The organism is bacterium (assembly GCA_009926305.1).
Classification (GTDB): Bacteria; Bdellovibrionota_C; UBA2361; order UBA2361; family RFPC01; genus RFPC01.
In genome coordinates this window covers 58,309-82,280 of sequence record RFPC01000003.1, presented here as the reverse complement: position 1 = coordinate 82,280, position 23,972 = coordinate 58,309, and the positions used below count along the sequence as shown (strand labels likewise).

Annotated in this window: 26 protein-coding genes and 1 riboswitch; of the genes, 5 read left to right on the top strand and 21 right to left on the bottom strand. The window is 44.5% G+C overall.

Features of this window, described 5'->3' with window-relative positions; genetic code table 11:
* Positions 1–12 precede the first annotated feature (12 nt).
* The 14 genes from flhB to lgt form a co-directional block, all read right to left on the bottom strand.
* Positions 13–1,113, bottom strand: a complete 1,101-nt coding sequence (gene flhB, locus EBR25_01295; protein ID NBW39617.1) for a flagellar biosynthesis protein FlhB — start codon at positions 1,111–1,113, stop codon at positions 13–15.
* A gap of 95 nt (positions 1,114–1,208) precedes the next feature.
* Positions 1,209–2,021: a type III secretion protein gene (locus EBR25_01290; GenBank protein NBW39616.1), complete on the bottom strand. Its 813-nt coding sequence runs from the start codon at positions 2,019–2,021 to the stop codon at positions 1,209–1,211.
* A 45-nt stretch (positions 2,022–2,066) separates the two neighbouring features.
* Positions 2,067–2,342 carry a flagellar biosynthetic protein FliQ gene (locus tag EBR25_01285; GenBank protein NBW39615.1) on the bottom strand — a complete coding sequence of 92 codons (276 nt, stop codon included), beginning with the start codon at positions 2,340–2,342 and terminating at the stop codon, positions 2,067–2,069.
* 7 nt (positions 2,343–2,349) lie between these two features.
* Positions 2,350–3,120 carry a flagellar biosynthetic protein FliP gene (fliP, locus tag EBR25_01280; GenBank protein ID NBW39614.1) on the bottom strand — a complete coding sequence of 257 codons (771 nt, stop codon included), beginning with the start codon at positions 3,118–3,120 and terminating at the stop codon, positions 2,350–2,352.
* Positions 3,105–3,644 carry a hypothetical protein gene (locus tag EBR25_01275; protein ID NBW39613.1) on the bottom strand — a complete coding sequence of 180 codons (540 nt, stop codon included), beginning with the start codon at positions 3,642–3,644 and terminating at the stop codon, positions 3,105–3,107. Before EBR25_01275 ends, fliP begins: the two co-directional genes overlap by 16 nt.
* Before the next feature lie 2 nt (positions 3,645–3,646).
* Positions 3,647–4,066, bottom strand: a complete 420-nt coding sequence (gene fliN, locus EBR25_01270; GenBank protein NBW39612.1) for a flagellar motor switch protein FliN — start codon at positions 4,064–4,066, stop codon at positions 3,647–3,649.
* Entirely contained in the window at positions 4,056–5,081 is a 1,026-nt protein-coding gene (gene fliM, locus EBR25_01265; GenBank protein ID NBW39611.1) for a flagellar motor switch protein FliM, read from the bottom strand. The genes fliN and fliM overlap by 11 nt, the downstream gene beginning before the upstream one ends.
* Positions 5,082–5,090: 9 nt before the next feature.
* Positions 5,091–5,678 (bottom strand): hypothetical protein, encoded by a 588-nt coding sequence (locus EBR25_01260; protein ID NBW39610.1) that lies wholly within the window; start codon positions 5,676–5,678, stop codon positions 5,091–5,093.
* 15 nt (positions 5,679–5,693) lie between these two features.
* Entirely contained in the window at positions 5,694–6,236 is a 543-nt protein-coding gene (locus EBR25_01255) for a hypothetical protein (protein NBW39609.1), read from the bottom strand.
* Positions 6,233–6,763 carry a hypothetical protein gene (locus EBR25_01250; GenBank protein NBW39608.1) on the bottom strand — a complete coding sequence of 177 codons (531 nt, stop codon included), beginning with the start codon at positions 6,761–6,763 and terminating at the stop codon, positions 6,233–6,235. The genes EBR25_01255 and EBR25_01250 overlap by 4 nt, the downstream gene beginning before the upstream one ends.
* Positions 6,760–7,548: a hypothetical protein gene (locus tag EBR25_01245; GenBank protein NBW39607.1), complete on the bottom strand. Its 789-nt coding sequence runs from the start codon at positions 7,546–7,548 to the stop codon at positions 6,760–6,762. Before EBR25_01245 ends, EBR25_01250 begins: the two co-directional genes overlap by 4 nt.
* Before the next feature lie 128 nt (positions 7,549–7,676).
* Complete coding sequence (locus EBR25_01240; protein ID NBW39606.1) at positions 7,677–8,585, bottom strand: DMT family transporter; 909 nt, start codon at positions 8,583–8,585, stop codon at positions 7,677–7,679.
* Positions 8,586–8,800: 215 nt separating this feature from the next.
* Positions 8,801–9,715 (bottom strand): DMT family transporter, encoded by a 915-nt coding sequence (locus tag EBR25_01235; GenBank protein NBW39605.1) that lies wholly within the window; start codon positions 9,713–9,715, stop codon positions 8,801–8,803.
* A gap of 36 nt (positions 9,716–9,751) precedes the next feature.
* Positions 9,752–10,792, bottom strand: a complete 1,041-nt coding sequence (gene lgt, locus EBR25_01230; GenBank protein ID NBW39604.1) for a prolipoprotein diacylglyceryl transferase — start codon at positions 10,790–10,792, stop codon at positions 9,752–9,754.
* A 220-nt stretch (positions 10,793–11,012) separates the two neighbouring features.
* On the opposite strand from lgt, the gene EBR25_01225 reads away from it, so the two are divergent.
* Complete coding sequence (locus EBR25_01225) at positions 11,013–11,357, top strand: nucleotide pyrophosphohydrolase (GenBank protein NBW39603.1); 345 nt, start codon at positions 11,013–11,015, stop codon at positions 11,355–11,357.
* Between the two features lie 10 nt (positions 11,358–11,367).
* Here the strand turns inward: EBR25_01225 and EBR25_01220 are convergent, their stop codons facing one another.
* The 4 genes from EBR25_01220 to EBR25_01205 form a co-directional block, all read right to left on the bottom strand.
* A complete protein-coding gene (locus tag EBR25_01220) occupies positions 11,368–12,015 on the bottom strand; it encodes a hypothetical protein (GenBank protein ID NBW39602.1) in 648 nt (215 codons plus the stop codon).
* Positions 12,016–12,140: 125 nt separating this feature from the next.
* Positions 12,141–12,854: a thiamine diphosphokinase gene (locus EBR25_01215; protein ID NBW39601.1), complete on the bottom strand. Its 714-nt coding sequence runs from the start codon at positions 12,852–12,854 to the stop codon at positions 12,141–12,143.
* Positions 12,830–13,393, bottom strand: a complete 564-nt coding sequence (locus tag EBR25_01210; GenBank protein NBW39600.1) for a nicotinamide riboside transporter PnuC — start codon at positions 13,391–13,393, stop codon at positions 12,830–12,832. The genes EBR25_01215 and EBR25_01210 overlap by 25 nt, the downstream gene beginning before the upstream one ends.
* On the bottom strand, positions 13,393–15,735 hold the full coding sequence (locus tag EBR25_01205; GenBank protein ID NBW39599.1) for a hypothetical protein: 2,343 nt from the start codon (positions 15,733–15,735) through the stop codon (positions 13,393–13,395). Before EBR25_01205 ends, EBR25_01210 begins: the two co-directional genes overlap by 1 nt.
* Positions 15,727–15,832: riboswitch (TPP riboswitch) on the bottom strand. It overlaps the preceding gene by 9 nt.
* A gap of 150 nt (positions 15,833–15,982) precedes the next feature.
* Here EBR25_01205 and EBR25_01200 point away from each other — a divergent pair.
* The 3 genes from EBR25_01200 to EBR25_01190 all read left to right on the top strand — a co-directional run bounded on the left by EBR25_01200 (position 15,983) and on the right by EBR25_01190 (position 18,729).
* Positions 15,983–16,342: a transcriptional regulator gene (locus EBR25_01200; protein ID NBW39598.1), complete on the top strand. Its 360-nt coding sequence runs from the start codon at positions 15,983–15,985 to the stop codon at positions 16,340–16,342.
* 152 nt (positions 16,343–16,494) lie between these two features.
* Positions 16,495–18,078: a SulP family inorganic anion transporter gene (locus EBR25_01195; protein ID NBW39597.1), complete on the top strand. Its 1,584-nt coding sequence runs from the start codon at positions 16,495–16,497 to the stop codon at positions 18,076–18,078.
* 39 nt (positions 18,079–18,117) lie between these two features.
* The gene (locus EBR25_01190; protein ID NBW39596.1) at positions 18,118–18,729 is read left to right on the top strand and encodes a carbonic anhydrase; all 612 of its coding nucleotides are present in this window, start codon (positions 18,118–18,120) and stop codon (positions 18,727–18,729) included.
* A 94-nt stretch (positions 18,730–18,823) separates the two neighbouring features.
* Here the strand turns inward: EBR25_01190 and EBR25_01185 are convergent, their stop codons facing one another.
* Entirely contained in the window at positions 18,824–19,342 is a 519-nt protein-coding gene (locus tag EBR25_01185) for a DUF2892 domain-containing protein (protein ID NBW39595.1), read from the bottom strand.
* Between the two features lie 388 nt (positions 19,343–19,730).
* On the opposite strand from EBR25_01185, the gene EBR25_01180 reads away from it, so the two are divergent.
* Complete coding sequence (locus tag EBR25_01180; GenBank protein NBW39594.1) at positions 19,731–20,096, top strand: prepilin-type N-terminal cleavage/methylation domain-containing protein; 366 nt, start codon at positions 19,731–19,733, stop codon at positions 20,094–20,096.
* 39 nt (positions 20,097–20,135) lie between these two features.
* Here the strand turns inward: EBR25_01180 and EBR25_01175 are convergent, their stop codons facing one another.
* Together EBR25_01175 and EBR25_01170 are read right to left on the bottom strand one after the other, a co-directional pair.
* Positions 20,136–21,317 carry an NAD-dependent epimerase/dehydratase family protein gene (locus EBR25_01175; GenBank protein ID NBW39593.1) on the bottom strand — a complete coding sequence of 394 codons (1,182 nt, stop codon included), beginning with the start codon at positions 21,315–21,317 and terminating at the stop codon, positions 20,136–20,138.
* Positions 21,203–23,824: an alpha/beta fold hydrolase gene (locus EBR25_01170; GenBank protein NBW39592.1), complete on the bottom strand. Its 2,622-nt coding sequence runs from the start codon at positions 23,822–23,824 to the stop codon at positions 21,203–21,205. The genes EBR25_01175 and EBR25_01170 overlap by 115 nt, the downstream gene beginning before the upstream one ends.
* Positions 23,825–23,972: the final 148 nt, after the last annotated feature.

Below are 23,972 nucleotides of genomic sequence, written 5' to 3'. Positions count from 1 at the left end.
TTTCCCTTCTTCTTAAGAGCTACTACCATTCCACTGCTGTGCTGCATGCGGATTTCTGATTTTGTAAACGTAAGCGAGAACTTGTGCGACGGCTCGAAATAGATCTTTTGGTATTTCACTGCCCACTTCACATGAAGCATACAGAGCTCTCGCTAAGAGTTTTCTTTCAAGAATTGGAACTCCAGATTCCTTGGCAATTTTTCTAATACGTAATGCAAGGAATCCCTTTCCTTTTGCTACAACTCTCGGGGCTCCCATAGAGTCACGATCGTACTTTAGCGCAACAGCGAAATGGGTTGGATTGGTTACGACAACATCGGCCTGAGGTACGCTATTCTGAATTCTCTCCATAATGCGCTGTAATCCCTTTGCTTGAATCTTCCTCTTTGTCTCTTCATCCCCCTCTACCGACTTTCTCTCATCTTTGACTTCCTGCTTGGTCATTCGATTCTGCCGAAGCCACTGCCACTTCGTATAAAAATAATCGAAGATAGCGAACGCCATTAAAACATAAAGAATCTTCCAGAAGACATAAAATAGCGCATCCGCTGTTACAGCAAATATCTGATCAACACTGTAATGCATAAGGGTAATCATTTGCGGAGCAAACTTTTCGAGAGCAAAGTATGAGATCGGAAGAATGATACAGAGCTTAAGAATTGATGCCCCTGTCTTTACAAGATTTTTGGGGGAGAACATCCGCTTCAAGCCATTCACTGGATTCAACATACTGAATTTAAACTCTATTGGCTTTTTTTTAATATTCCACTTTGTCTGCAAACCAACGGAGAGAATAGCAATGATAGAAATTATAATGGCAAGCACCGCAACCTCGGGAGCAAACTCCCGAAAAGCCCCTAAAAAAAACTCAAAGATGGTATATTCTGTAAACTGTCTATTTTCTCCTATAAGTCGAAACGTCGATTCCATATAGGTGCGAAAATCATGGAACATGTAACGAGACAAAATACCGAGTGTAAGAATAGCCGCAAACATACTCCCTACTTGCACAATGTCCATCGACATGTGCATAGAGCCATCATCTCGCAACTGCCCCATCCGTTTGTCGGTAGGGTCTTCGGTACGTTCTTCAGGGGTTGAAAATTCTGACATGCTCCTCTCACAGTCGGCCGATTGTACTCAGAGGAAGCAGCAAGGAACGTGCCCATCATAAGATGTTGATTTCAGGACATTTATCTACTGTATCGTCAATTATCTGGCAGAGTCTGAACATCATTGAGAATGACGAGTAATCCAGACTCCACATCCATTAATTCTCGCTGCACGAATGCTGAAAGCTCTGGTAACGATAGACCGGTTAGGACCAAACCGATTCCAATGGTTAATGGGAAGCTGACGATAAAGATATTAACTTGCGGAATAGCTTTAGAGATCAATCCCATTACAAAATTTGTAAGCAGTAATGCTACGATCACTGGAGCTGATATGAGAACACCCAGTCTGAAAACATCTGCGACTCGAGAAACAACTAACTCTACTGAACCGATATCTGGAGTATAGGTGCCAGGAACAATTGCTCCTCCCAGACCAGCAGCACTATATATAATGGCATGGTGACCATTCGAAAGAAGAAAAATTAATATAACAAGATCTCCCATTAACTTCCCTAAAGAAGGAAGTGAGCCTCCCATTGTTGGATCAACGAGCTGACTAGCGCCAAGTCCCATAGTTGTAGAGGAGAGCCCTCCTGCCATCTGAACACCTGAAACAATAAGCAAAGGAATTATCCCCAACGTTAGACCAAATAAAGCTTCACTGATGACCTGAATAAGCAGCACACCCATATTGTCCGAAAGTACCGCTGCAGGAGAGGAGACAGTACTGATCAGAGCAAGAGCGAGGATGCCTGGTGTTCGGAGCATCTTTCCGACTGGACTTACTACAAATCCAGGAAGAACGGTCATTAGAATTCCATAACGCACAGCTAACAAAAGAAATGTCCATATCCAATCGATATGCTCAAGGGCGTAGGCTCCTATATTTAAATGCTCATAGTTCACAAACTCTCACTTCTCAGTAGTTTCCAATTTTCTGGGACAAGGTCGTCACATTGAAACTCCCAGATTACTAATTAGCTCGAAGGCTTCCGCTGTGAATGACGAAATTCTTGTGATCATAAAATGACCAAAGAAAATCAGCCCAACGACGGCAGACAAAATCTTAGGAATGAAAGCCAGCGCCGCATCATTTATCTGCGTAGCAGCCTGAAATATACTAACGGCCAGACCAGCCACTAATCCCAGTATGAGGATGGGTGCCGAAACGAGTGTCGCTGTTATGATCGCATTTTGTCCTAAGAGCAGAAAGTCATCTATTCCCATAATCCCTCTACGTAATTTGATAGGTTTGCACTAGCGAGCTTATCAACAAATGCCACCCATCAACGACGACGAATAACATCAACTTTAACGGGAGGGAAATTACAACTGGTGGAAGAGTAATCATACTCATCGAGGTGAGCACTGATGATACGACCATATCGAGCACAAGAAATGGTAGAGCGAGAAGAAAGCCAATTTGAAAGGCGATGTTCAACTCGCTTAGCACAAACGCTGGAACTGCGACCAAGAACGGAACATCATCTGGAGACTCTGGAAAATCTGTTTTGCTTATTTCCAAAAACAAGGCCAGGTCTTTTTCACGCGAATGACGCACTAAAAATTTTCTTAAAGGTTCAGACCCTTCTCTCCATGCTTCTTCTGCAGTCATAGCACCTTCAAGATATGGTGATACTCCGTTAGTATACACATCATGAAAAATAGGCTGCATAATTGATGCAGTAAGGAATAGAGCCAGCCCCGTAAGTACCATATTTGGTGGCGCTTGTTGCGTTCCAAGTGCAGTTCTTGTCATTCCGAGGACTACTACAATACGAGTAAAACAGGTTGTAGTCAGAATGAGCGCTGGAACAAAAGAGAAAATCGAGAGAAGTAATACGATTTTGATCGCAGATGAAACCCCATTCGCTGATCCTGTCAGGGACTCTCCTCCAACTGCAATATTGAGGTCTGGAACCATGTTGGCTTGAGCTAACGCTCCTTGCGGATCACACGTCAGCGTGGAGATGAGAAAGAAAAGCGGTATTACTCGTTTATACATGACGCGACCTTCGCATGTTTCACTGGAATACTTTGTGGAGATATGGCAGTTCTCTGTGCATCGGCTCTCTTTGCTTGAGATCTCTGTGCCTGCAACAGTTGCACGCTATTCTCTGAAATTCCTATAATCATCTCGCGACCATCAAGAGCGATGAGCGCCACACTATTTTTTCCTCCAAGACTCATTTGTTCTTTTAAAAGCAATCGACGTTCTCGACTTGTCGTCTTTATGCCGTGTTTCTTCTTCAAGAAGTAAATAAACACAAAGAAGACTCCCAGACATAAGGAAAGACCTTTTATCGCTCGAACGAGTAGACTTTCTTCCTCTTCATCTAATTCTAGTGACCCACTCGAGGCATATCTGGCCTGCAACAGCGCATCATTCTCAGCATCTATCGAAGCAGGGGATGGAGCTTCGACCTGCGCCTTAATGCGCCGAAGCTTCTCTATGCCGGTATCTGCCAAACCGTGCTGCACGGAGAATGGCGTAATGATTAGAAAGAGTCCCCACAAAATAAAACGCATAACTACCCTAATGCTTGAATGCGATCCTTTGGGTCGATAATCTCAACAACCCGTAGACCAAACTTTTCATTTACGATTACGGCCTCACCGCGAGCTACGCAGTATCCATTGATATATACATCCAGAGGATCCCCCGCGAGCTTAGTAAGCTCAACTACTGAGCCTTGACCCAGCTGCAAAAGATCCTGGATTGTCATTCGAGATCTTCCAACTTCAATCGTTACTGCTAGAGGTACCTCCTTAATGAAGTCAATAGTTCTGTTCGCATTTGGATTCTCACTTAAAGCTTCCCCTGCCGCCTGAGTTACTTCTTCAGCCGCATCTGCTACCTCCTCTAAATTTTCCTTTAAGGCTTCATCGTTTTCAGAAGAACCCTCACTTGAGGCTACTTCCTCTTCTGGTGTTGTTTCCTCATCTGCCATATTTCAATAGCTCCTCTTTATTCCGATAGTTAATCAAATCATGTTGGGGAATCTGCCTACTAATACGACAGGCTCGATTTCCCCTATAGCTTCCAACATATGCGTAATACTTTGGCTCCCCCTCAATCTTAATCAGGGCCTCTTCTGATGGCACGGTGTCAAGGGATATGATGTCACCTGGCGTCAGCCCAAGAAACTCTCCTGCCGAGATGGAGCCACGAGCCAACTCAACGCTGAGGTTCGTTTGAGTTTGTTTTACATTCATCTCCATACGACGAGCCACACCCGAATCTGCCTCAAGGCGCGTGCTTTGGAATCCCGTAGCAAGCTTTCCTCTTAGCGGCTCGATAGTAGAATAGGGCATGCATATCGTGAGTGTTGTATTCTCTTGCTCAAACTCAACTTCTATCGTCACGATAATTACAGCATCAGTAGGAGGAACAATAGCGATCGCAAGCGGGTTAAACTCAGAGCGAACATAAACAAAGTCTACAGGATGAATCGGCGCCCATGCATCTTTTAGGGTATCAAGAGCCATCATAACGACCTTACCGATCAATCTTGATTCAATTGGCGTATACTCTCTCCCCTCAATTTTTACTCTTCCTTGCGAGCCTCCACCAAATAGAGCATCCACAATTCCAAATACGAGTGGTGATGATGCGACCATAAGAGCATAACCACTGAGTGGGGGCATTCGAAAAATATGAAGCGAAGATGGAAGTGGAAGCTTTTTCATGAAAAGCCCAAACTTTACCATCTCTATTCCAGCAACATTTGCAAAACACGTACGCCCCAGAAAATTTCCTAACTGACTCCGGAATTGTCGTGAGAAGCGATCGTGTATAAGCTCCATGGTCGGCATCCGACCACGAATAATTCTCTCCTGATTCGCAAGATCAAATCTCTTTGCGGATTGAGAGTCCTCCTGCTCTACACTGTCCTCTTCAACGTCCCCGTCCGAGAGTCCTTTTAGGAGGGAATTAATTTCGTCTTGTGAAAGTACCTGATTCATAATGACTTCCTACTGGACCACGAATTGATTAAAATACACCGCCTCAACTTCTTCTCGCCTCAATTCGCTATTGATAATCATCTTCAGCTCGCTCTTGAGATTATCTCTTCCGGTCTTATCTGCTAAATCTTCTCGTGACTTATTCGAAAGAGTACTAATAATCGAATCTCGAATAATGATGAGTTTTGCGAAAAAGCGATTCGGTATGTCTCGCTTCACAAACTCGGCATGTAGCTGACATCGGAGATAGCCCCCTCCATCCAAATTGACAATAAAAGTCTCAAATGGATAAAAGGCTCCTAAAGGCTGTTCATTCTCAGAGCCGTCTTTAAGATCATCAAAGCCTTCTATGTAGAGAATGGTCTCCGGCTCATCTTTAGCAGCATCCTTATCAAGGTCAGTAATCTCAGTTTCTTCACTATCTCGCAAAAGAAAGAAGGCGAGTGGAGTCCCTATTGCCGCAACCACGACTACTACTCCAAGAGCAATCAGGAGAACTTTTCGAGATGGAACGAACCGCTTCTTACCTGAATCGGATTTTCCTTCCTGGGCTTCCCCATTCTCCTGCTCTTCAGTTTCTTGTTCTTCGTCTGCCATAGTTAACCTCTAATTTCAGCCCTTCTCTTCAACCTTTCGAAGACGGATTATGGCTACTGGAGAATTAGCTGGCTGACCACCCTCTGAGAATCTCAGAGCCCTGCACTCCGTTCCCATAGACGCCAGCCTCACCCTTTCATTTCTGACACCATTGCCGTCAAACAAGTGACGGTGAATAATCAGTAACCTCTCAAGGGCCGCATGTCTTACTTCTGTAACATGCCCTCCAGAATCTTCGGCACAAGCCGAAACCTCAATCAGCAAAGTGCACGATTCCAAACACTTATCTGAACTCGCACGTAGACTTTTTAATAATTCCGCAAGTTCCCTACCTCCCTCCTGAAAATGCTCTTCATATAGAAGCAACATCTTCGTAGAGGTTTCGGGAAAAGACCTTGCAATATGGGTACCAACTCCTTCAGATTGTAATTTATCAGCGATTTCAGATACTTGTGTGATTGCAGGGACTTCTCCCTGAAGGCACCATCCCATAATCACAGCCGCAAGAAGAAGGGTTAAAAGATCGGCCAGCGAAATCAGCCAAGTACTTGAATTCATATAGTCTCTCCACTGGGCGAAGCCCCTTCATAGAGGGTAACAACTATCTGCTCGCGACTGTTAGGAGCAAACTCCAGCTCAATGCGAACATCCTGAACATCGAGAGAGAACTCTTCCAATGCTGATTGAAGCAGTAAAGCTCTTCCGTAATACAGCTCATAATCCTCTAGATCTCCAATGACAAGTATGCGTGCATGCATATCATGAGATTGAAGGATGAAATTGAGCGCTTCTAATCCCCCCTCTCTAAAATGAGTACTTTTCGCATCAAAGATTTCAATAGTGTCTTTGAATAAGACTTTCGATGTTGAACGTAAATACTTATCGAGCTCTTCATAATTTGGGGAACGATACGTGGCTAGCTCGGATTTAGGAAAGGTCGTTACACCAATTTTTGAACATATATCGGCCACAAATAAAACAGAAAATACTGCGAGCATTACAGAGAGATATAGGTAGAGAAATCTCTCACCTTTTACTTTCTTCCGTCGCACAACATCTCGATGTCTATTTGGAAAAGATGTCAATTTGTCGTTCCTGTCAATTCAGTCATTCGAAAACTTCTCAATCTCTGCTCAAAGAGAATTGGGCTTTCTTCCTGTGACAAACTCAGTATCCCTTCGAGTGTAATTCGCTTTATTCGAGCCCTTTCTTCTTCTTTTTCAGACAATTTACCAGCAAGCGGTGCAAAAATGAGATTCGCCACCACCGCGCCATAAAGTGTCGTCAAAAGCGCAACAGACAGCCCCGTACTAACACTTGAGATATCTGTAATCGTTTGAAACATATTAATGAGACCAATAACGGTTCCAATCAGTCCCATGGCGGGAGCAATGGAAGCCATAGTTTCTAACAACGAAACGACCTGCATCCCTCGTTGATATGAACTGGCGATCTCATGACTCATAATTCGTTGAATTTGTTTTGGAGAGGTTCGATCTGAACTTAACTCTAGAGCCAGTCGTAGGAAAGAATCACTACAGCGCTGTGATTCACGGTCTAAAACAACTAATCCCTTCTCTTTAACAAGTCGCGAGAGCTTTTGAAGATAGCCATATCGCTCCTCCAGGGAATGCTCTGACTTAGCATAAAGCATGCTCTTAATCTCTTTGCCAGCACTCTCAAAAACTACGGCTGGATATTGCACTATAGCCGCAGCAAGTGTTCCGCCAATTACGACAAAGAACGCAGAAATGCTGAAAAAATTGAGCACCCCGCCCGATAGAAAGGCGGCGATTCCCAGAAATGAAAAACCAAGAAGTATTCCTCCCAGAAAGTGTTGATCATATTTTTTCCGATGACGTTTCAGCACAGCTCCTCCTCACCAAAGTAAAACTGAGTTGTCGCAAGCCAGATGCCAAGTTTTCTCTAATGAAATCAGTCCTTGGGCGAGTGAAGAACGTCATTTTTTTGTCAGGCGGAGGCGATATCAGTCGCTTATCAACGCCTACGAAGAGTTGCCCCTGCCACACCGAGGAGCGCCATACACGAACCAATATATCCATAGAACGTAAGCGGCTGAGGTTCAAAAAAGTCATTTCCAAGCCACAAAAGTATTTGAACGCAAATAATGGTAACAAACGGATTAAGTGTAATAAAAAAGCTCACTATCGATACTGGCAACAAACGAATAGCCTCACCCAGCGCCCAATATGCAATAAAAGTAGAGACGCTCAGATATACGATAGCGGCAAAAGACCAAGTGGCTAGCTGCTCTCCCCTTGGATAGGTAATAATTGGAAACAGTAAAAGAGCGGCAAAAAGAAATGTGATAAAATTGAGTAAATTCGCTCCTATAGTTGCCCCGATTATTTTTTGACCGACACAAAAGCCAGCCCATGAAATCGCAGCGATGCTCACTATAATTACGGCCTCTAATTGAAATTGCGCCTCCTCAACCCCAGAAAGACGAGAATAAAAGAAGACAACAAATCCGAGGATCGCAATGAATGCGCCTACTATCTGAACACGAATGAGTTTCTCGTGAAAAAAAACAAATCCGATAAGAGCTAGAGCTATCGGCCCTATCTGAATAGTGATTGCAGCAGTCATCGGCCCACCCACTTCAATGCCTTTTACAAACGCATAGAAATAAACCGCTAAAAAACAGCCTGATAAAATCACTCCCCAAAAATGCCTTAAAAATGCTCGGGGGGCTGAGGCCCATAAATTTGCTCTCGCGACAAACATCAAAAGAAAAGCGCCTGCTACTCGAAACCACGTGATGGTATATGAGTCAAACTCAATCAACGCTACTTTCATAAAAAGGGGCTCTATGCCCCATAACGCTATAACAGCGAGGCAACAGAGAGACCCATATACAGAAGCGGAACGGTTAGATGCGGTCATAGTAAGAAGTCAAAATAGTAAGAAGTCAAAATGGCAAGGAATTACGATACCGACATAAGTCCATCAATCTATAAATCCAAGTGTCATATTCCTGCGTTGAACGACCTGAAGATTTCTTCGCTGAATAATAACACACTCAGAAAGGGCTAAGATACCCAAAGATAATATTGATGAATATCAAAAAGAGAAAACAGAGCCCAATTCAACTAATTCTTTTACTCTACAATCTCGAGTCTTGAAATACGAGGGGTCCTCTTTGCTACTGCTATTGCAACTCCCACAAGAGCTATACACGTTCCAAGATATCCAATACCTGTTAGTGGATAAGGCTCGAAAAAGATATTACCGAAAAACAAAAGAATCTCGACTACCACAATAGTGACTATTGGATTAGTTACAATACAAAGACTGACAATCGAGACAGGCACAAGTCGAATGGCTTCACCCAGTGCCCAGTATGCTACTGTAGTTGATATACTTAAATATATCATGGCTGCAAAGCTCGCGGTAAGAATCTGATGGCTTTCAGGAAGCGTTATAAACGGGGATAGTAGCAATGCAGAAAAGAGATATGCCGCGAGATTGACAATATTTACTCCTACTCGAGAGCCTAACATTTTCTGTCCTATACAATAACCGACCCAAAATATGGCAGAAATAATGACTACCCCAACAGCATCAGCCTGAAACTCTGTGATGCTCGCAACTCCCAATCTTTCCTTGAAAAATAAAAAGAAGCCGAGACTAGCAACAATGACCCCCAATATTTGAAGCCGCGCTAATCGTTCACGAAACCATACAACTCCAACTAAAGCCAAAAGTACTGGGCCCACCTGAATTGTAACGCCAGCAGTAATCGGACCTCCGAGATCAATTCCTTTAATGAAGGTAAAGTAATTCACTGCCAAACAGAGTCCAGTAGCAAAAAGTGGCAGAAGATTGGGCCTCATCGCATAAAGATACTCCTTCCAACACGCTCGGCTCATGCAAAGTAGGAGTACGCACGCCCCAGTCAGACGAAACCAAGAAATAGTGTATGCATCGAATTCAATAAGAGCTGCCTTCATAAAAAATGGCTGAAGCCCCCACAGTAGGACTACAGTAAGACAACATGCCATGCCACGGGACATTGGATATCTCCTTCAATACTCGGTTTTCATCAATAGTTACTTAGAAGGCTTTTTCGACCATCCTCCTATTTTTGGTGCAGACGAACGCAAAATCTTAATGAGGAAAACGGATGTAACCGCTAACATAATAATACTCAGCCACTGGCCCCGAGTTAAACCAAAAAGCTGAAATCCGACGTGGAGGTCGGGCTCTCGAAAAAACTCCGTGAACATTCTCATAATGGGATACAAAAAGAGAAAGAGTGCTGCAATAACTCCTGGCCGCTGCGGTTTTCGCCAGACCCAGAATAAAACCAAAAAAAGAAAAAGTCCCTCAAAGAAAGCCGCATAGAGTTGCGAAGGATGGCGAGCGATCAGAACCTCTTTGAGCGCCTCTTGAATTTCCTTATTCCCAGATTGAACACTCCGTACAATCTGGTGCATAACATCCAATATCTGAGATTTCCCCCCATAGTTAACCATATTCTGCCAACTGCTCGCTTCAATCCCAAGCTTCTCAACCACTCCTTGAAGCGATGGCAACTTCTCTGGAGAGTAGAAAGGCCATGTAAGAATATCTTGGGGAAATTTTACAGGGAATATACATGAGCTATTGCAAGCTCTACCAACGAGCTCACCATTAATAAAATTTGCTAATCTTCCAAAGGTAATGCCAAGTGTAGAGCCATAGATTACCAGATCACCCAGATGCCAGAATGATATCTGATGACGTCGACTGAATATTAGAACTGCAATGACCATTCCGACTATTCCTCCATGACTCGCCATTCCGCCTTCATTCACAGCAAGCACACCCCAAAAAGGGAAGCTATCTCGAAAATCAGTCAAGAGACTTGGCGAGTAAAACAGGCAGTATCCCAGTCTTCCTCCGACAATACATCCAACCGCTACCGAAAAAACAAAATCTTCTAAAAGATGTCGAGATAGGAGCATTCCTGGCTTGGCGAGAAGCCACGCCGTAAAAAAGTACCCTGATAAAAATCCGCCAAGATAGCCGAGACCGTACCAACGAATACCAAACGACTCGGTAAACTGTATCGCGAAGGGGTCAAAAGCTAGGAGGTATCCACTATCCATGTACGCTAGTCTAGAAACTTTTTATGAAAGCGGAAAGAGACCTCTATTGAAAAGATAGCAATACAAATGGGTCCAATTTGCCATAAAATATGATTACCAGATTTGATATACGGCTGCGATTCTAGAGCCACTAGATTTTGTCCCCAATAAACTGGACTCTTACTGAGGAGCACGGCAGACTAACGTTTTACACTGAATACTTTTCTTTAGGGAGGAGCCCGTGGCGAACCTCAATACATTACAGAAAGAAGTGGTCCAGTTTCGAGATGCACGCGATTGGAAACAATTTCACACATATAAAGATATGCTACTCTCTCTGAACCTCGAGGTATCTGAGCTCTGTGAGCATTTTCAGTGGAAGAGTGCGCGTGAGATTCAAGAGATGGACAAAAAGAAAGTAGGTGAAGAACTTTCCGATATCCTCTATTGGATACTGCTTCTCTCTAATGACCTTGAAGTTGACATTGAAGACGCATTTCGTAAAAAGATGAAAAAAAACGCTGCTAAATATCCCTTGGACCAAGCAACAGGATCTAAAGATAAGTACACAAGCCTGAAAGCCTGAAATCAGGCTCTTATGATTGCGCCTCTCTAATTTTTAGAAGCAGCTCCTCCGCACTCATGCACGTGCGACGAATATCAGAGGCATTTACTATTACATCAGCCAGCTCTTCATATTTTTCCTCTCGAAAGCGAATCAGCTCTGGAAATGCCTCCTTAAGACGCTCGAGGATTTCACCTTCATTTTTTCCTTGATTCAGCACTTCTTGGCTAAAAATATTACCCCAGATAAGGGGCTTCGGCTCGACGAAAAAACGACTCAGCAACTCTTGTCGCATCACGGTATCAGCCCGTACATATACTATGATACCTATTTCATGTAGACGGTCTTGCATCTCTTTCGAACAATAGACAACACTTCCAGTTGTATCGAACACAAAATTCTCGTCTAACAAGTGAAAGTCGCTGTTCAGAAAAGACTCCAGTACCTGCTCCTCCTGCTGAAGATACAGCGCTTCTCTTTTCGTATAGCCAACCTGGTGAGGATGGCCAAGCCACTGAGCAACTGCCCCTACCCCTTGAGCATCTTGAGGAAGCGCTCCAACCAAGCCTTGCTCTATAAGATCATCACAACACACTCGAGTATAGCCCAATTCATCTTCCAACTTTTTAGACCAATATGATTTCCCGACATTGCTAAAACCTATGAACACGATCCTCATAGAAGTTCCCCATCCTTCTTTTCAATGACTGATGAACTACTGCTTCTACGGCATGCAGCAAATCCAACTACATAATGACAGGCGACGGGGAAGACGGGAAGTATGCTCTTTTCGTTCCCAAAGCTTCAGTAACAATTTATGAGCTTTGAATACATCTCTCGTTGAGTCCACCAGGAGGGCATCAGAATATAACAAATCAAACTTCCACTTTTGAGTGAAATAGAGATTTCCCCACCAAGACTAGCATTACTCTGTCCATTCCTATCTCCGAACTGTAGCGCTTCGTTATCGAGTGGATATTTTAGTCGTCTCGTCTGAATACCAGTTACTTTTGTCAGTGGAAGAAGAGAAATCACTGTATTCGCTGGCATGTTAGTCGTCATAGAGCTCTTGCTATCAGTCAGCACATAACCGATACCATCATTATCGAAGAGCCTAAAGTTAAACTCAGAACTGAACTGACAAAGAATACTTAGGTTTGTAATTTGGTGATCGAATCGCCCCCCTTTCAGGCCTACAATAGAAATTTCCTTAAAACCTTTGTCAGAGAGATATAAAAGTGCTTTTTCAAAATCAGTACTATACTGATCGCCATTCTCTATGACTATTGTCCCACGAGCTATCTCTTTGCCAGCAGGAATTTCGACTGAGTCAAGGTCTCCAATAATGACTTCTGGCCAAAATCCCATATTCAATAGGATATTCGCAGCTCCGTCTGCGCAGATAATGAGAGAATGATGCTCAAGAAGCGCGTCGAATAGCGCACTATCTGGGAATTCTCCATTTAACACCAGCAGTGCGGAGTGCCGACGGGTTATATCGTTAACTTTTTTTTCCATTGATAGAATCCCAAAAGGGCCAAAAACACATACAAACCAAAGAGCACTGCGGTAAGATATAATTCCTTAACCCCGTAGAGAACAACAGCTCCGCTATCAATAATAACCCAATACAGCCAGTTCTCAATTCGCTTATCCTTTGCCAGGAAAGTGGCATAAATACTAAAAATTGTAATTGCTGCATCTGGATACGCCAGCGATGCGCCGGTATACCGCCGTGTAAACTCTCCCAAAGAGACCGTCAATACTAGACATAGCAGAACTCCTTGTATGTTCCTGATTCTCGATCCAAAGTGAATAGACGGAGCCTGTTGCTTCTGCCCTCCTTGCCATAAGAAGAATCCCTGTATCGATATTCCGATAAAGAAAAATTGAAGCATCGCCTCGGTAAACAACTCAGCGGCCATAAAAACGAAGATATAACACACACTGCTTACTATCGCGAAGAACCAACACCATGGTCGCTCTTGCATAGCCAGCAATACATAAAAAAGTGCTGTGATGACTGCAACGAACTCTATCAGAGAACTAGTATTCATTAGCTTAAGAAGTACGTCCAAGTGAATCCAAAACTTCTCGGATCACCTAACTGGACATATTTTTTATTGGGGAAATCTGGTGGCTCATTTCCAAAGAAAAATCCACGCACCGCATAATGCTCATCTGTGAGATTTCTGCCCCAGAACTGAAGTCGCCATCGATCTGAAAAATAAAAGAGTGAAGCGTGAAGCAGGTGATATGGCTTTGATTGAGCATCATGGCTATCATCAAAATAGAAGGAATCTCGCCCAGCAATTCCAACCTGAACCGAAAGAGTGTCTCGTAAAAACTTCTCTACCTGAGCTGCATATTGCCACGAGGGTGCATGCGACTGCTGTCGTCCATCAAGGCTATTTAATACACCCTCATTGACTTCTGCGCGAGTATCTAGCAAGGCGATTTGGGTTTGTAGAGAGAGGCTATCTGTAATTCGAAAAGCTGATTCAAGCTCCGCCCCATAGCTATAGCCCTTAGCAGCGTTATCAGTCACATAGCTAAAAGACAGGGGATCGCTTGGATCAACCTGTAAGGCAAGCTTTAATTGCTGGTCATCTCGATAGTTGACGAATGAAGAAACTACTCCCGTAAAACGATCGTCAAACAAGCTGAAACGAGCTCCCATTTCAAAATTTATAAGCGATTCTGGTTTGAATTCAATCGAATTGCTCGGCAAGCTCGGACTTGCATTAAATCCTCCGCCTCGAAATCCTCGTGCAACTCGAATGAAAGGGACTAAGTCCTCATTCGCTGTATACCGAAGTGATATATCTCCTCCCCACATCACATCGTCAGGCGTAAAAGTGGCTCCCCTCGAATCAATAAAATCAGAGTCACGGCGCTCAAACCGCACCCCAGAATTGAGGAGAAGGACGTCGGAAAGCGGATACTCGATAGCAGCAAAAGTTGCATATGTATCAGCAGCATAACGGGACCTGAGGTAGTCATACTGCTGATTATCAGCAAATTCTGAAGTAGTTGTCCTCTCAGAGAGATGGTGCCAGTAGAGCCCTAGCACGTATCGAAGTGCCTCTCCTCCCAAAAACTGTTCTCCTCGAAGACGAATAAGCTGAGCAGCAGCATCTCGATTCCTATCTGTATCTGAAAAGTAGTCATAAGGATCAAAGGGTGCCCAAAATGTATTGCTTCCCCAATCTCCATCAAATGAATACTCTTGGGCAGAACGGTAGTAACTCGTGTTCAATTCAAGATTAAGGGTAGAATTCAGGTTCAACTCTCCCTTCAATGACATAAGTTGTAGCGTTTCTTCATCACGCCCCGGTCGATCGGATTGCGTCTCGAATCCATTGAAAATCGAAAAGGCGTCATATCCGTTCTGTAAATCAACATTCAATACCTGCAGCGTAAAGGATGCATTATCAGACGGGGAGATTTGTAATTTTGCTCGTCCTGTAAACTCTTGTCGTTCATTCGTACTATCTGATGACAAAAATTCATTATGGCGGAACCCGTTTTGTTGATGACCAAACACCGCTATTCGGGTTGAGACCCCAGGCGTAATTGCTCCACTCAAAGCCGATCCAAACGAGATGAGCTGATCACTACCACTAGAGAGCACTGTTGTGCCATTGAGTTTGTCTGTTGATTCTTGACTTGTTACACTGATCGCACCAGCCATAGCACTAGAGCCAAATCGTGTGGGCTGTGGGCCTCTATGAACCTCAAGCTGCTCAATATCAAAAAGAGTCAGAGCAGCTCCTACCCCTGACAAATCAATATCATCGACAATTACCGCAACAGAGGAATTCGGAAAACCTTCATACTGCTCTAGGTCACCAACTCCTCGTATCTGAAAAAACCGAGGTCGCGAGCTCCCTCCTGCAAAATTTACATTAGGAAGGTCAAGAATCTGGTTTTGAAGAAAATCAATGCCAGTCTCTTGGAGCCGATCTGCTTGAATCAAACTAACACTCCCAGAGTAGGTTTGGAGTGATTCACTCAGCGGGGTCCCCTTAACGATTATCGCTCGCTCAGTTATCGCATTGAGTGATTCTAAACCTGAAACCGAAGGGCTATTATCCCTCTGCTCCGAAGATTCACTGCTTTGAGATTTACTGCCTTGGTCTGCAGCGTAGACTTCAGCTGCGAATAAAACGACGGCAAGGCAGACAAAATAGGCGGAAAGGAACGCAAAATGATGATACGTTCTGAGCGATAGCGTCTTCTTGAAAGATCCCACGGCAAGCAATCGGGTTCTATCGAGCGTTCCGAACTGGCTGCTTCGAAATCCGTGAGAAGAACCGTCGATACAGGGCGTAGTCTCTCGGATTAGAAATTCTTGCGCTGCTTTTGACTTACAGATCTTTGAATTACACTGCGACATCTTGCCTCCCTACGTCGGTACTAGCCGAATCAGGTTCTACGGGTTTACCAATAGAGCATTGGATTCTCAGGCAATAACGCCTCCCCAGAGTCTGGGAGGTGATATCAACTTCCCCTTACAAAGTCCAGCTTCAAATAGCTCAATCTCTGATTTGTGAGTTAATTTGCGAGAAAAGTACTTTTAAGGTTTTCATAAGTTCTACTGAGTTTCTATAGTGGAGGGGAAGATAATCGTATGGGATTGGTGTATGGGAGACCGTAAGGTAGTAGCCCAAGAGCTCGCTAAGTTGTTTAATGCATTTTCTCATCCTGATAGAATTCGGATGGTTGAAGAACTTGGTCGTGCGGAATGTGATGTTCAGGGGCTTTCTGAGACGTTAGAAATTTCATCCTCTCGCGTATCGCAGCATCTCGCGTTGTTTAGAAGCCTCCGAATTGTTCACGAGCGCAGAGAAGGAAAACACCACTTTTACAGCCTCGTGGAACCAAACGTTGCAAATTGGATTTTAGAGGGATTGCGATTTACGGAACTTGGAGTAATTGGTTCACCAACTTTTGATAAAGCGGTAGAACAGGCTCTTAAAGTATGGGGTAAAAACGACGAATAAAGAGAAATAAGATAGGTATTACAATATGTTGCCTATTTTTTCTTAATTCATTTGCATATATTCGCATATATGCATATTATTATTTGTGTTAGGATTACGGGCGTCAACACGTCCTTTATGCGGAATGATTCGGAAACAGGAGACTGAGATACATGCAAAAATCTTCCCCCAATAAAATCTCTTCAATCAATGAAATCATGGCGTCTTTCGTCGTCTTCCTTGTCGCTTTACCGCTCTGCATGGGAATAGCCATCGCTTCTGGACTCTCACCAGAGAAGGGTCTCATCACTGGCATTATTGGTGGTATCATCCTTGGACCGATTGCCGGAAGCCCATTGCAAGTCAGCGGACCAGCTGCGGGATTGGTGGTGATCGTTTGGCAAGTAGTAGAACAGTTCGGAGTTTTCGGACTGGGAATTGCTGTTGCGTTGGCGGGTCTACTTCAGTTTGGTGCTGGACTGCTTGGCGGCGGGCAAATCTTTCGGGCGGTGTCCCCAACCGTTATCTATGGAATGCTGTCTGGCATCGGAGTTCTTATTTTTGGTTCGCAATTTCATGTCATGCTCGATGCTACTCCTCGGGCAAGCGGTCTTGATAATTTGAGTGGCATTCCAGAGGCCTTTTGGAAAGTCGTCTGGCCTAGCACAGGGGGAGTTTCAGATGCGGCACTGGTCGGAATAGTAACCATTCTTCTTGTAGCCGGCTGGGACCGCATCAAAAAGCCACCTTTTGAATTTGTGCCAGGAGCCTTAATTGGTGTTTTCGGAGGCTCTCTCTTAGCATCAGTAGCATCACTCCGCGTTAAGTTCGTAGAAATTCCAGACTCCCTCCTTGGAAGTGTAGAGATCCTTCCAACAGAACAAGCATTAGAATTACTGCTGACTCCCGGTTTACTGGTTCTTGCAATTAGCATCGCAATTGTTGCCAGTGCCGAGACCCTGCTTTGTGCTGCCGCCGTTGATAAACTTCATTCTGGTGTACGCACAGACTATAATCGAGAACTCCTCGCACAGGGAATAGGGAACACCTTATGCGGGATCCTTGGAGCACTTCCGATGACGGGAGTTATTGTCAGAAGCTCTGCCAACGTACGGGCGGGTGCAAAGACGAGATGGTCAGCAACCCTACACGGTGTCTGGTTGCTCGCTTTCATATTGCTTCTTCCAAATCTCCTCAATTTTATACCAACCTCCAGCCTCGCTGCTCTCCTTGTAGTAATTGGATGGAAGCTGATTAACATCGCAATTATTGAAGAGCTGAGAGAAAAAGGGCGCGAGGAGGTCTTGATTTTCGTTTTGACCGTGGCATCAATTGTCACCTTCGACCTCCTGACGGGTATAGTCATCGGTTTCTCTGCTACTCTGTTCCAACTTCTCTACCGCCTGACCCATCTTGAGGCTGAGGTATTTACTTCAGAAGAGGGGGGAAGTGAACTGAACCTAGAACTCGTTGGAGCAGCAACATTTCTCAGTATCCCATCGTTAGCAAAGACTCTCGAAAAAATCCCTTCAGATGCGATACTACATGTTCACCTTCACCACCTCGCTTATATCGATCACGCATGCTTGGAGCTACTCACGCAGTGGGGAGACCAACACGAGAAGTCCGGGGGCAAAGTTTATCTCGAGTGGGATCAACTGCATCACTATGCCAATTCGTCGAAACCAATTTCCCGCAAAAGCCTAAACAGCGAAGTGGATAGACAAAATTCAAGTATAGAGCTTCACACGGCATAATATGTGTTAAGAACCGTTATTGAAAAAGGAATATAACAGATGGATTCAATGAAAAAATTGGTAAAAGGACATCACGCTTTCTTGGAAAACGAGCACCCAAAACTGAAAGAAGAATTTGTTGAACTAGCGAAAGGGCAAGCGCCTGAGATTTTATTGATTACCTGTTCCGATTCAAGAGTGAGTCCTGAGCTATTCCTGCAGCACAAGCCAGGTGAAGTCTTCACTATCCGTAATGCGGGAAATATCGTTCCCTGTTGCAGCAACGCCAACCTCGGGGATATTGGCACCATAGAATTTGCCGTGAGTGTTCTCGGTGTTAAACATATTATTGTTTGTGGACACTCTGATTGCGGTGCAGTGAAAGGGATGCTGAATCCTGAGAAATTAGAGTCTCTTCCTCATCTTCATGATTGGATTGTCCAATCTTCATCAGACTTTGATATTGATGAGGATGGCAGTCTTGAAGCTCACATCCGGCAAAATGTAATCAATCAGCTCAACCACCTGAATCAATACGACTTCATTAGCGGGCGCATTGAAAGTAAAGAGCTCTGCCTTCATGGCTGGATATACGACATTGAAAGTAGCTCCATTATGGCTCATAACGCCAAAGATGAGGGCTGGATACCCCTCAGTGCACCAGACCTTTAAGAGCATTCTACATTTAATGATGCACAGTCCTTGAAACTCAATACTGCCGAGCCGGACTGTATAGGATGGGAGCGAAAGCGACCCTTATCATACGTTAATGGTTATAAGGCAGTCGCCTTAAGAGCATAGCCATTCCGCACGTGTTTGTTACGCCAGCAAAAACCAATCCACATCCCACAAATGCAGAAAGAGCGAGAAACCACTGATTGACAAAAACCCCAAGAAGAATACCCAAGACAACTAAAGAACCTGCAACAATTTGCACCTGTCGTTCCATAGCGATAGGCGCGGAGGAATCCTCTTCTACAGGAAGGCCATTCTGTTTCCACTCGTTCAGGCCGCCTCTTATGACACTCATTTCAGTCTCAGCAGCTGTTCCACGAACTATCTGACACGCTCGTTCAGCTCGCATTCCTCGTTGACAACAAATTAGGAGTTTTCCTTCTCCTGCAAGAACTTCGTCTCCACTTTCAAGTTTACTCAGTGGAATATTACGAGCACCTATAATATGGCAACTCCGGAATTCAGCTGGTTCTCGAACATCAATAATCTGACAACTCGTATCATTCTTCATTATTTCATAGGCATCCATTGGCTCGATCATATCAGTCATTTCTTCCCTCCCCCAGCTCAGCTATCTTTTCCATTTCGATCTTTCATCACGAAAAGAACGAGGACCATAGTGAATATATATCAATGCGAGGCAGTTATTATGAGCTCTTCCAGCCTCCAATAGCTACCGTATAACGACTTCAAGATAACAACATAATATGTATCCATGAGATAAAACATATCAACAATGGCTAATACCAATAAATATTTCCTTCGATGCTGTGACTCCAAGGAAAAGCGGCGCAGAAACTATAAATGTAAAGCGTCAACTGAAGGAGATAAGGCGACAGCCTGCAACTCAGAATGGCTATCAATTTAAGGAATTAGGCAACACAACTGCCCCTACTGCCGAATAAAGAAAGAATCATTCATTTTCTAAGGCATATCCTATGAATTCTAGAACTTCCGGTTTTACGCTGCTAGAGCTTATGATCACCATGACAATCGTTGCAATTCTCAGTGCTATTGCAGTGCCTCAGTTTAACGACTATCGGGCGCGGGGTTTTGATTTGCGGGCGATGAGTGACCTTAGAAACGTCGCTATAGCCGAAGAAGTATATTTTCTCGATGAAGAGCAGTATCTTTCATGCTCAAACGAAACCTGCGCTAACCTTCCTGGCGTCTCTAGTCTCTCACAAGGAGTCAACATCGAAATCCTTGCCGGTGACACAGGGTTTACTGGCAGTGCCTTTCACCCCAAAGGAACCGGAAAGGTATTTGCTTGGGATAGCCTGCAAGGTGGGCTTAACTTCTAGCTCCTGAGCAATGAACCGCTCCACATATAGCATAAGGCTCTATACGACCGGAGTATTGATAAACTCCGAGGTGATATTTGAATAGCTCTGTTTGTCTTTCGATTGCTCAAAGGTCTTTATAAGAGCTTCATCAACGGTATACCTTGGTTTGTATCCAAGAATCTCTTGAGCTGCTGTTATATCAAAGTAGTGGTCTGTATACATCTCATCAACAAGAAAACGTGTTAGGCGTGGCTCTCCTAAGACTGGAAATGTCTTGCTGAGAAACTCCATGAATACCGCCAAACGACGAGCAAGTTGATACGGGACCGAACGAGAGACTCTTTTTACGTCGTGATATTCTAAGACTTGATCAATCCACTTCCATAGCGGATATGGATCTCCCTGACTGATAAAAAAGGATCTCCCTCTGCTTGCCGGATTCTCCTCTAGAGCTGTCATAGCAAGAAGATGCGCTTCAGTACAATCTTCAATGTAGGAGAAATCTACCAGGTTGTTCCCACTACCAATTCGACGGAGGCTACCGCTTCTTCCTTTCGCCACGACCATCTTTGTAAGGCTTGTATCTCCCGGTCCAAAGATTAAATGAGGACGAAGAGAGCACGTCATAAGTTTATCTTGATCAGATTCAAGAACGAGTCGTTCAGCCTCAGCCTTCGTCTCTGGATAAAATGCTTCGTAATGATCTGGATACGCGATGCTTTCATTTACTCCGCAAAGAGAAGCACCTCGTGCAATTACACTAGGTGAGCTCGTAAATACAAGTCGTTTTACCCCAGCCTCTTGAGCCGAGTCTATTAATTTGCGCGTTCCCTCGATATTGGTTGCTCTAAAATCTTGATACTTCCCCCACATCTTAACGTAAGCCGCTGTATGGAAAATACCCGACACTCCACAAAGAGCTTCACTCGGCAACGAGGCAGATGAACCAAGATCATGATTAAATTGGACTACATCTAAGTCCGCCAACTCATCATAGGTTGAACGAGATAAGCTACGAACATCAGCACCACGAGCGAGTAACGCTTTAACAATTGCTTTACCGAGAAATCCACCTCCTCCAGTTACGAGGAATGTTTTTCCCTTAAAATCCTCTTTCTTTTCACTCATGCCGCTTCTTGCTTCACAGTATACTGACGAGCCCATAAACTGAGTTGATCCCGAAAAATCTTTGCATTGTGACGACCATCTACGGGAAAGTTTGGGTGGAAGAAGAACCATTTAATTTTCTTGGTCAGTGCATGGCTCTGAGCCACATCCTCAAGCTCTGACAAGAAAATCCTTCGAGCCTCATCACTCTCTGGCCAGAACTCGGGATTCGGCTCAATCACAATACCCGGCTCTTCACTCGCTCCCAACGATACAAGAGCACTGCGGCGAACTTTCGTCATCGTGTTGAAAATCATCTCCGTTGGAACACTGTAATACGTCTGATCTGGAGTCTCTACAAGATGCGCAACGCGACCACTGTAAAAAAGATACCCTTCGTTATCAACGCAACCTACGTCTCCAATCCGATGCCATCGCTTATTATCATACACGAACTTCGAAGAAGAGTTCGCCTCGGCATTCTCGAAATATTCCTCACTTACATTTTCTCCGCTAACTAATATCTCTCCGATAACATGAGGCGGAAGGGGCTGTACAACCCCTAAGTCACGCATCTGATGTCGATCTACAATTATGACATCTACTCCCGTTAAAGGCTTACCGACGCATAATCCGGGATGATGTAATTGAATAGTGTTACACGATGTACGGTCAGACTCCTCTGAAGTGTCGTAAAGCGACGTAGGTCTCGGCAGCTCAGACACAGGCGCCAAGGTTACGGGAAGAGCCTCAGTCGCGCCGTAGGGAGTGTATACCCTGCCCTGTGGTAGTAGCTCAGATACACGGGCTGAAACTTCTTCAGAGACAGGCGCACCAGCCATAAAAATCTTTTCAAGTGATGGGAAGTCTTGTTTCGCTCTCAAAGCGTAGTCCGCTATCTTTTTCCATAACGTTGGTGAGCCAAACGAGTAATTCACTTCAAGATCGTTGACAATCTTTACTATTCGCTCTGGTGAAAGGGATATAGGCCGAGAGGGATCGACGTTTGGAAAAACACTACACACGCCATTGGCAAGATGGAATAACGAAAACACTGGTAAAAGGGGAAGGTCCCGTCTTCCCTGCTCGATTCCAAAGTGCTCTCGAAGTATTCTCAGCTGAGCAGTTAGCATCGTATTGGTATATATCACTCCTTTTGGTCGACCTGTTGCGCCAGAGGTAAATGCGACAAAAACAGTATCCGAACTCCGGCTTGGTGCTGATAGGGGCTTGGCAGAAAAGCGCTTGAGGTAACTCAGCTTCGGTCCACCTGTATAAATCCAATCACTTGCAGTTACATGAAACTTCAGCTGCGGCATAATCTCGCGCCGCTTAAGACGTAAAAGCTGTGCTCTCGGAGAACCAATCAGCACATGGGGGTTAATATCACGAATGGCTTTGAAGAGATTCTCTTTTCCCATTCCAGGGTCTAGGAAAACAGGGATTGCAGCCCTACCGATAACGGCATACGTAAGAGCCAAAAAGTCAGCTCCTGGCGGTACTAGCATTAGCACTCTGTCTCCGGGCTCGAGTCCTAACTCCGTCAACCCTCGTTCATACTTGTAAATTCTATCTCTCATTTCACGGAATGAGGTTTGGCCATAACGAACTTGATCCCCTATAAAAAGAGGCTCTATAACGGCTGGCTTGTTACCCAACTCCTCACAGTGCCTATGAAAGCTTTCACGAAGGACGCTTCCTGCTTCTGTTGGCTCTGTATCATGACTTGTCGATTCGAGAATCTGGGAACGACCACGTCCGAATTCAAGAAAACCTTTAATTGCCGGCAATGCAACCTCTCTTGCATCTTCAAGCACAAGGTGTGAGGCTTCCGCCAGCTCAATAATCTCTGCGCTCGGAAAATGTCGAGCAACTTTTGTAAGCATTTCACGATGAAAACATGGATCCGCTAATCCCCATATTATCTGAACCTCATGATTAGCGAGTAGATGTATATTCTCTGCCAGCTCCATCATGGTCTTGTAACTTGGATGTCTTGAATCAAAGGGGATATCATCAACGAAATCCCAGATAGCTCGCCTATGTGCGACAGATTTATAGGGAGCGTAATATCCTGCTCTCACATTCTTCGGCAACTTGTGAAATACGCCCAAAACCGTCGTAAAGCGAAGAAACTGTCGGGTTATCTGAGTGAGGAACTTCCCGATAAAGGGCGTTGCCGCGATTTTAATCAACGGCGGTAAGGCTTCAGTCTCTGTCAACGTAGTATTGAGATATACTATTCGCTGAACTCGCTCTGGGTAGCGAACGGCTAGCCCTGTGCCAATTGAACCACCCCAGTCATGCATCACAAGAGAGAACTGTTCGACCTCTAACTTCTTAAGGAACTCCTCCAACTGATCAATCCGATCTTTAGCCCGATAACGAGTTCCTGGCGTCCTATCAGAAAGCCCTAATCCAATGAAATCAGGGGCAATCACTCTAAAACTCCCTCGCAACAAATCTATCAATTCACGATAGTAAAAAGACCACGTGGGATTACCATGCAAAAGGACAATCACAGGCCCCTCACCTTCATCCACATAGTGCATACGGTGACCAGCTACAGTGAGAAACTTCGATGCAAACGGAAATAGCCCTCTGAGTTCTGGTGGAAAATTTGTTACGTGCCGCTCCAAGGTATGCCTCTTTAACTACTTTACTAACAATTAATACTCGAACCGATCATGCTCTGCCCCCATATTGGGGAGATGCCAGTACGCACTCCGACTGACGACTAAGAGTAACAGCTCCTCAACTCTAAAATCGAAATGAAGCCATCACACT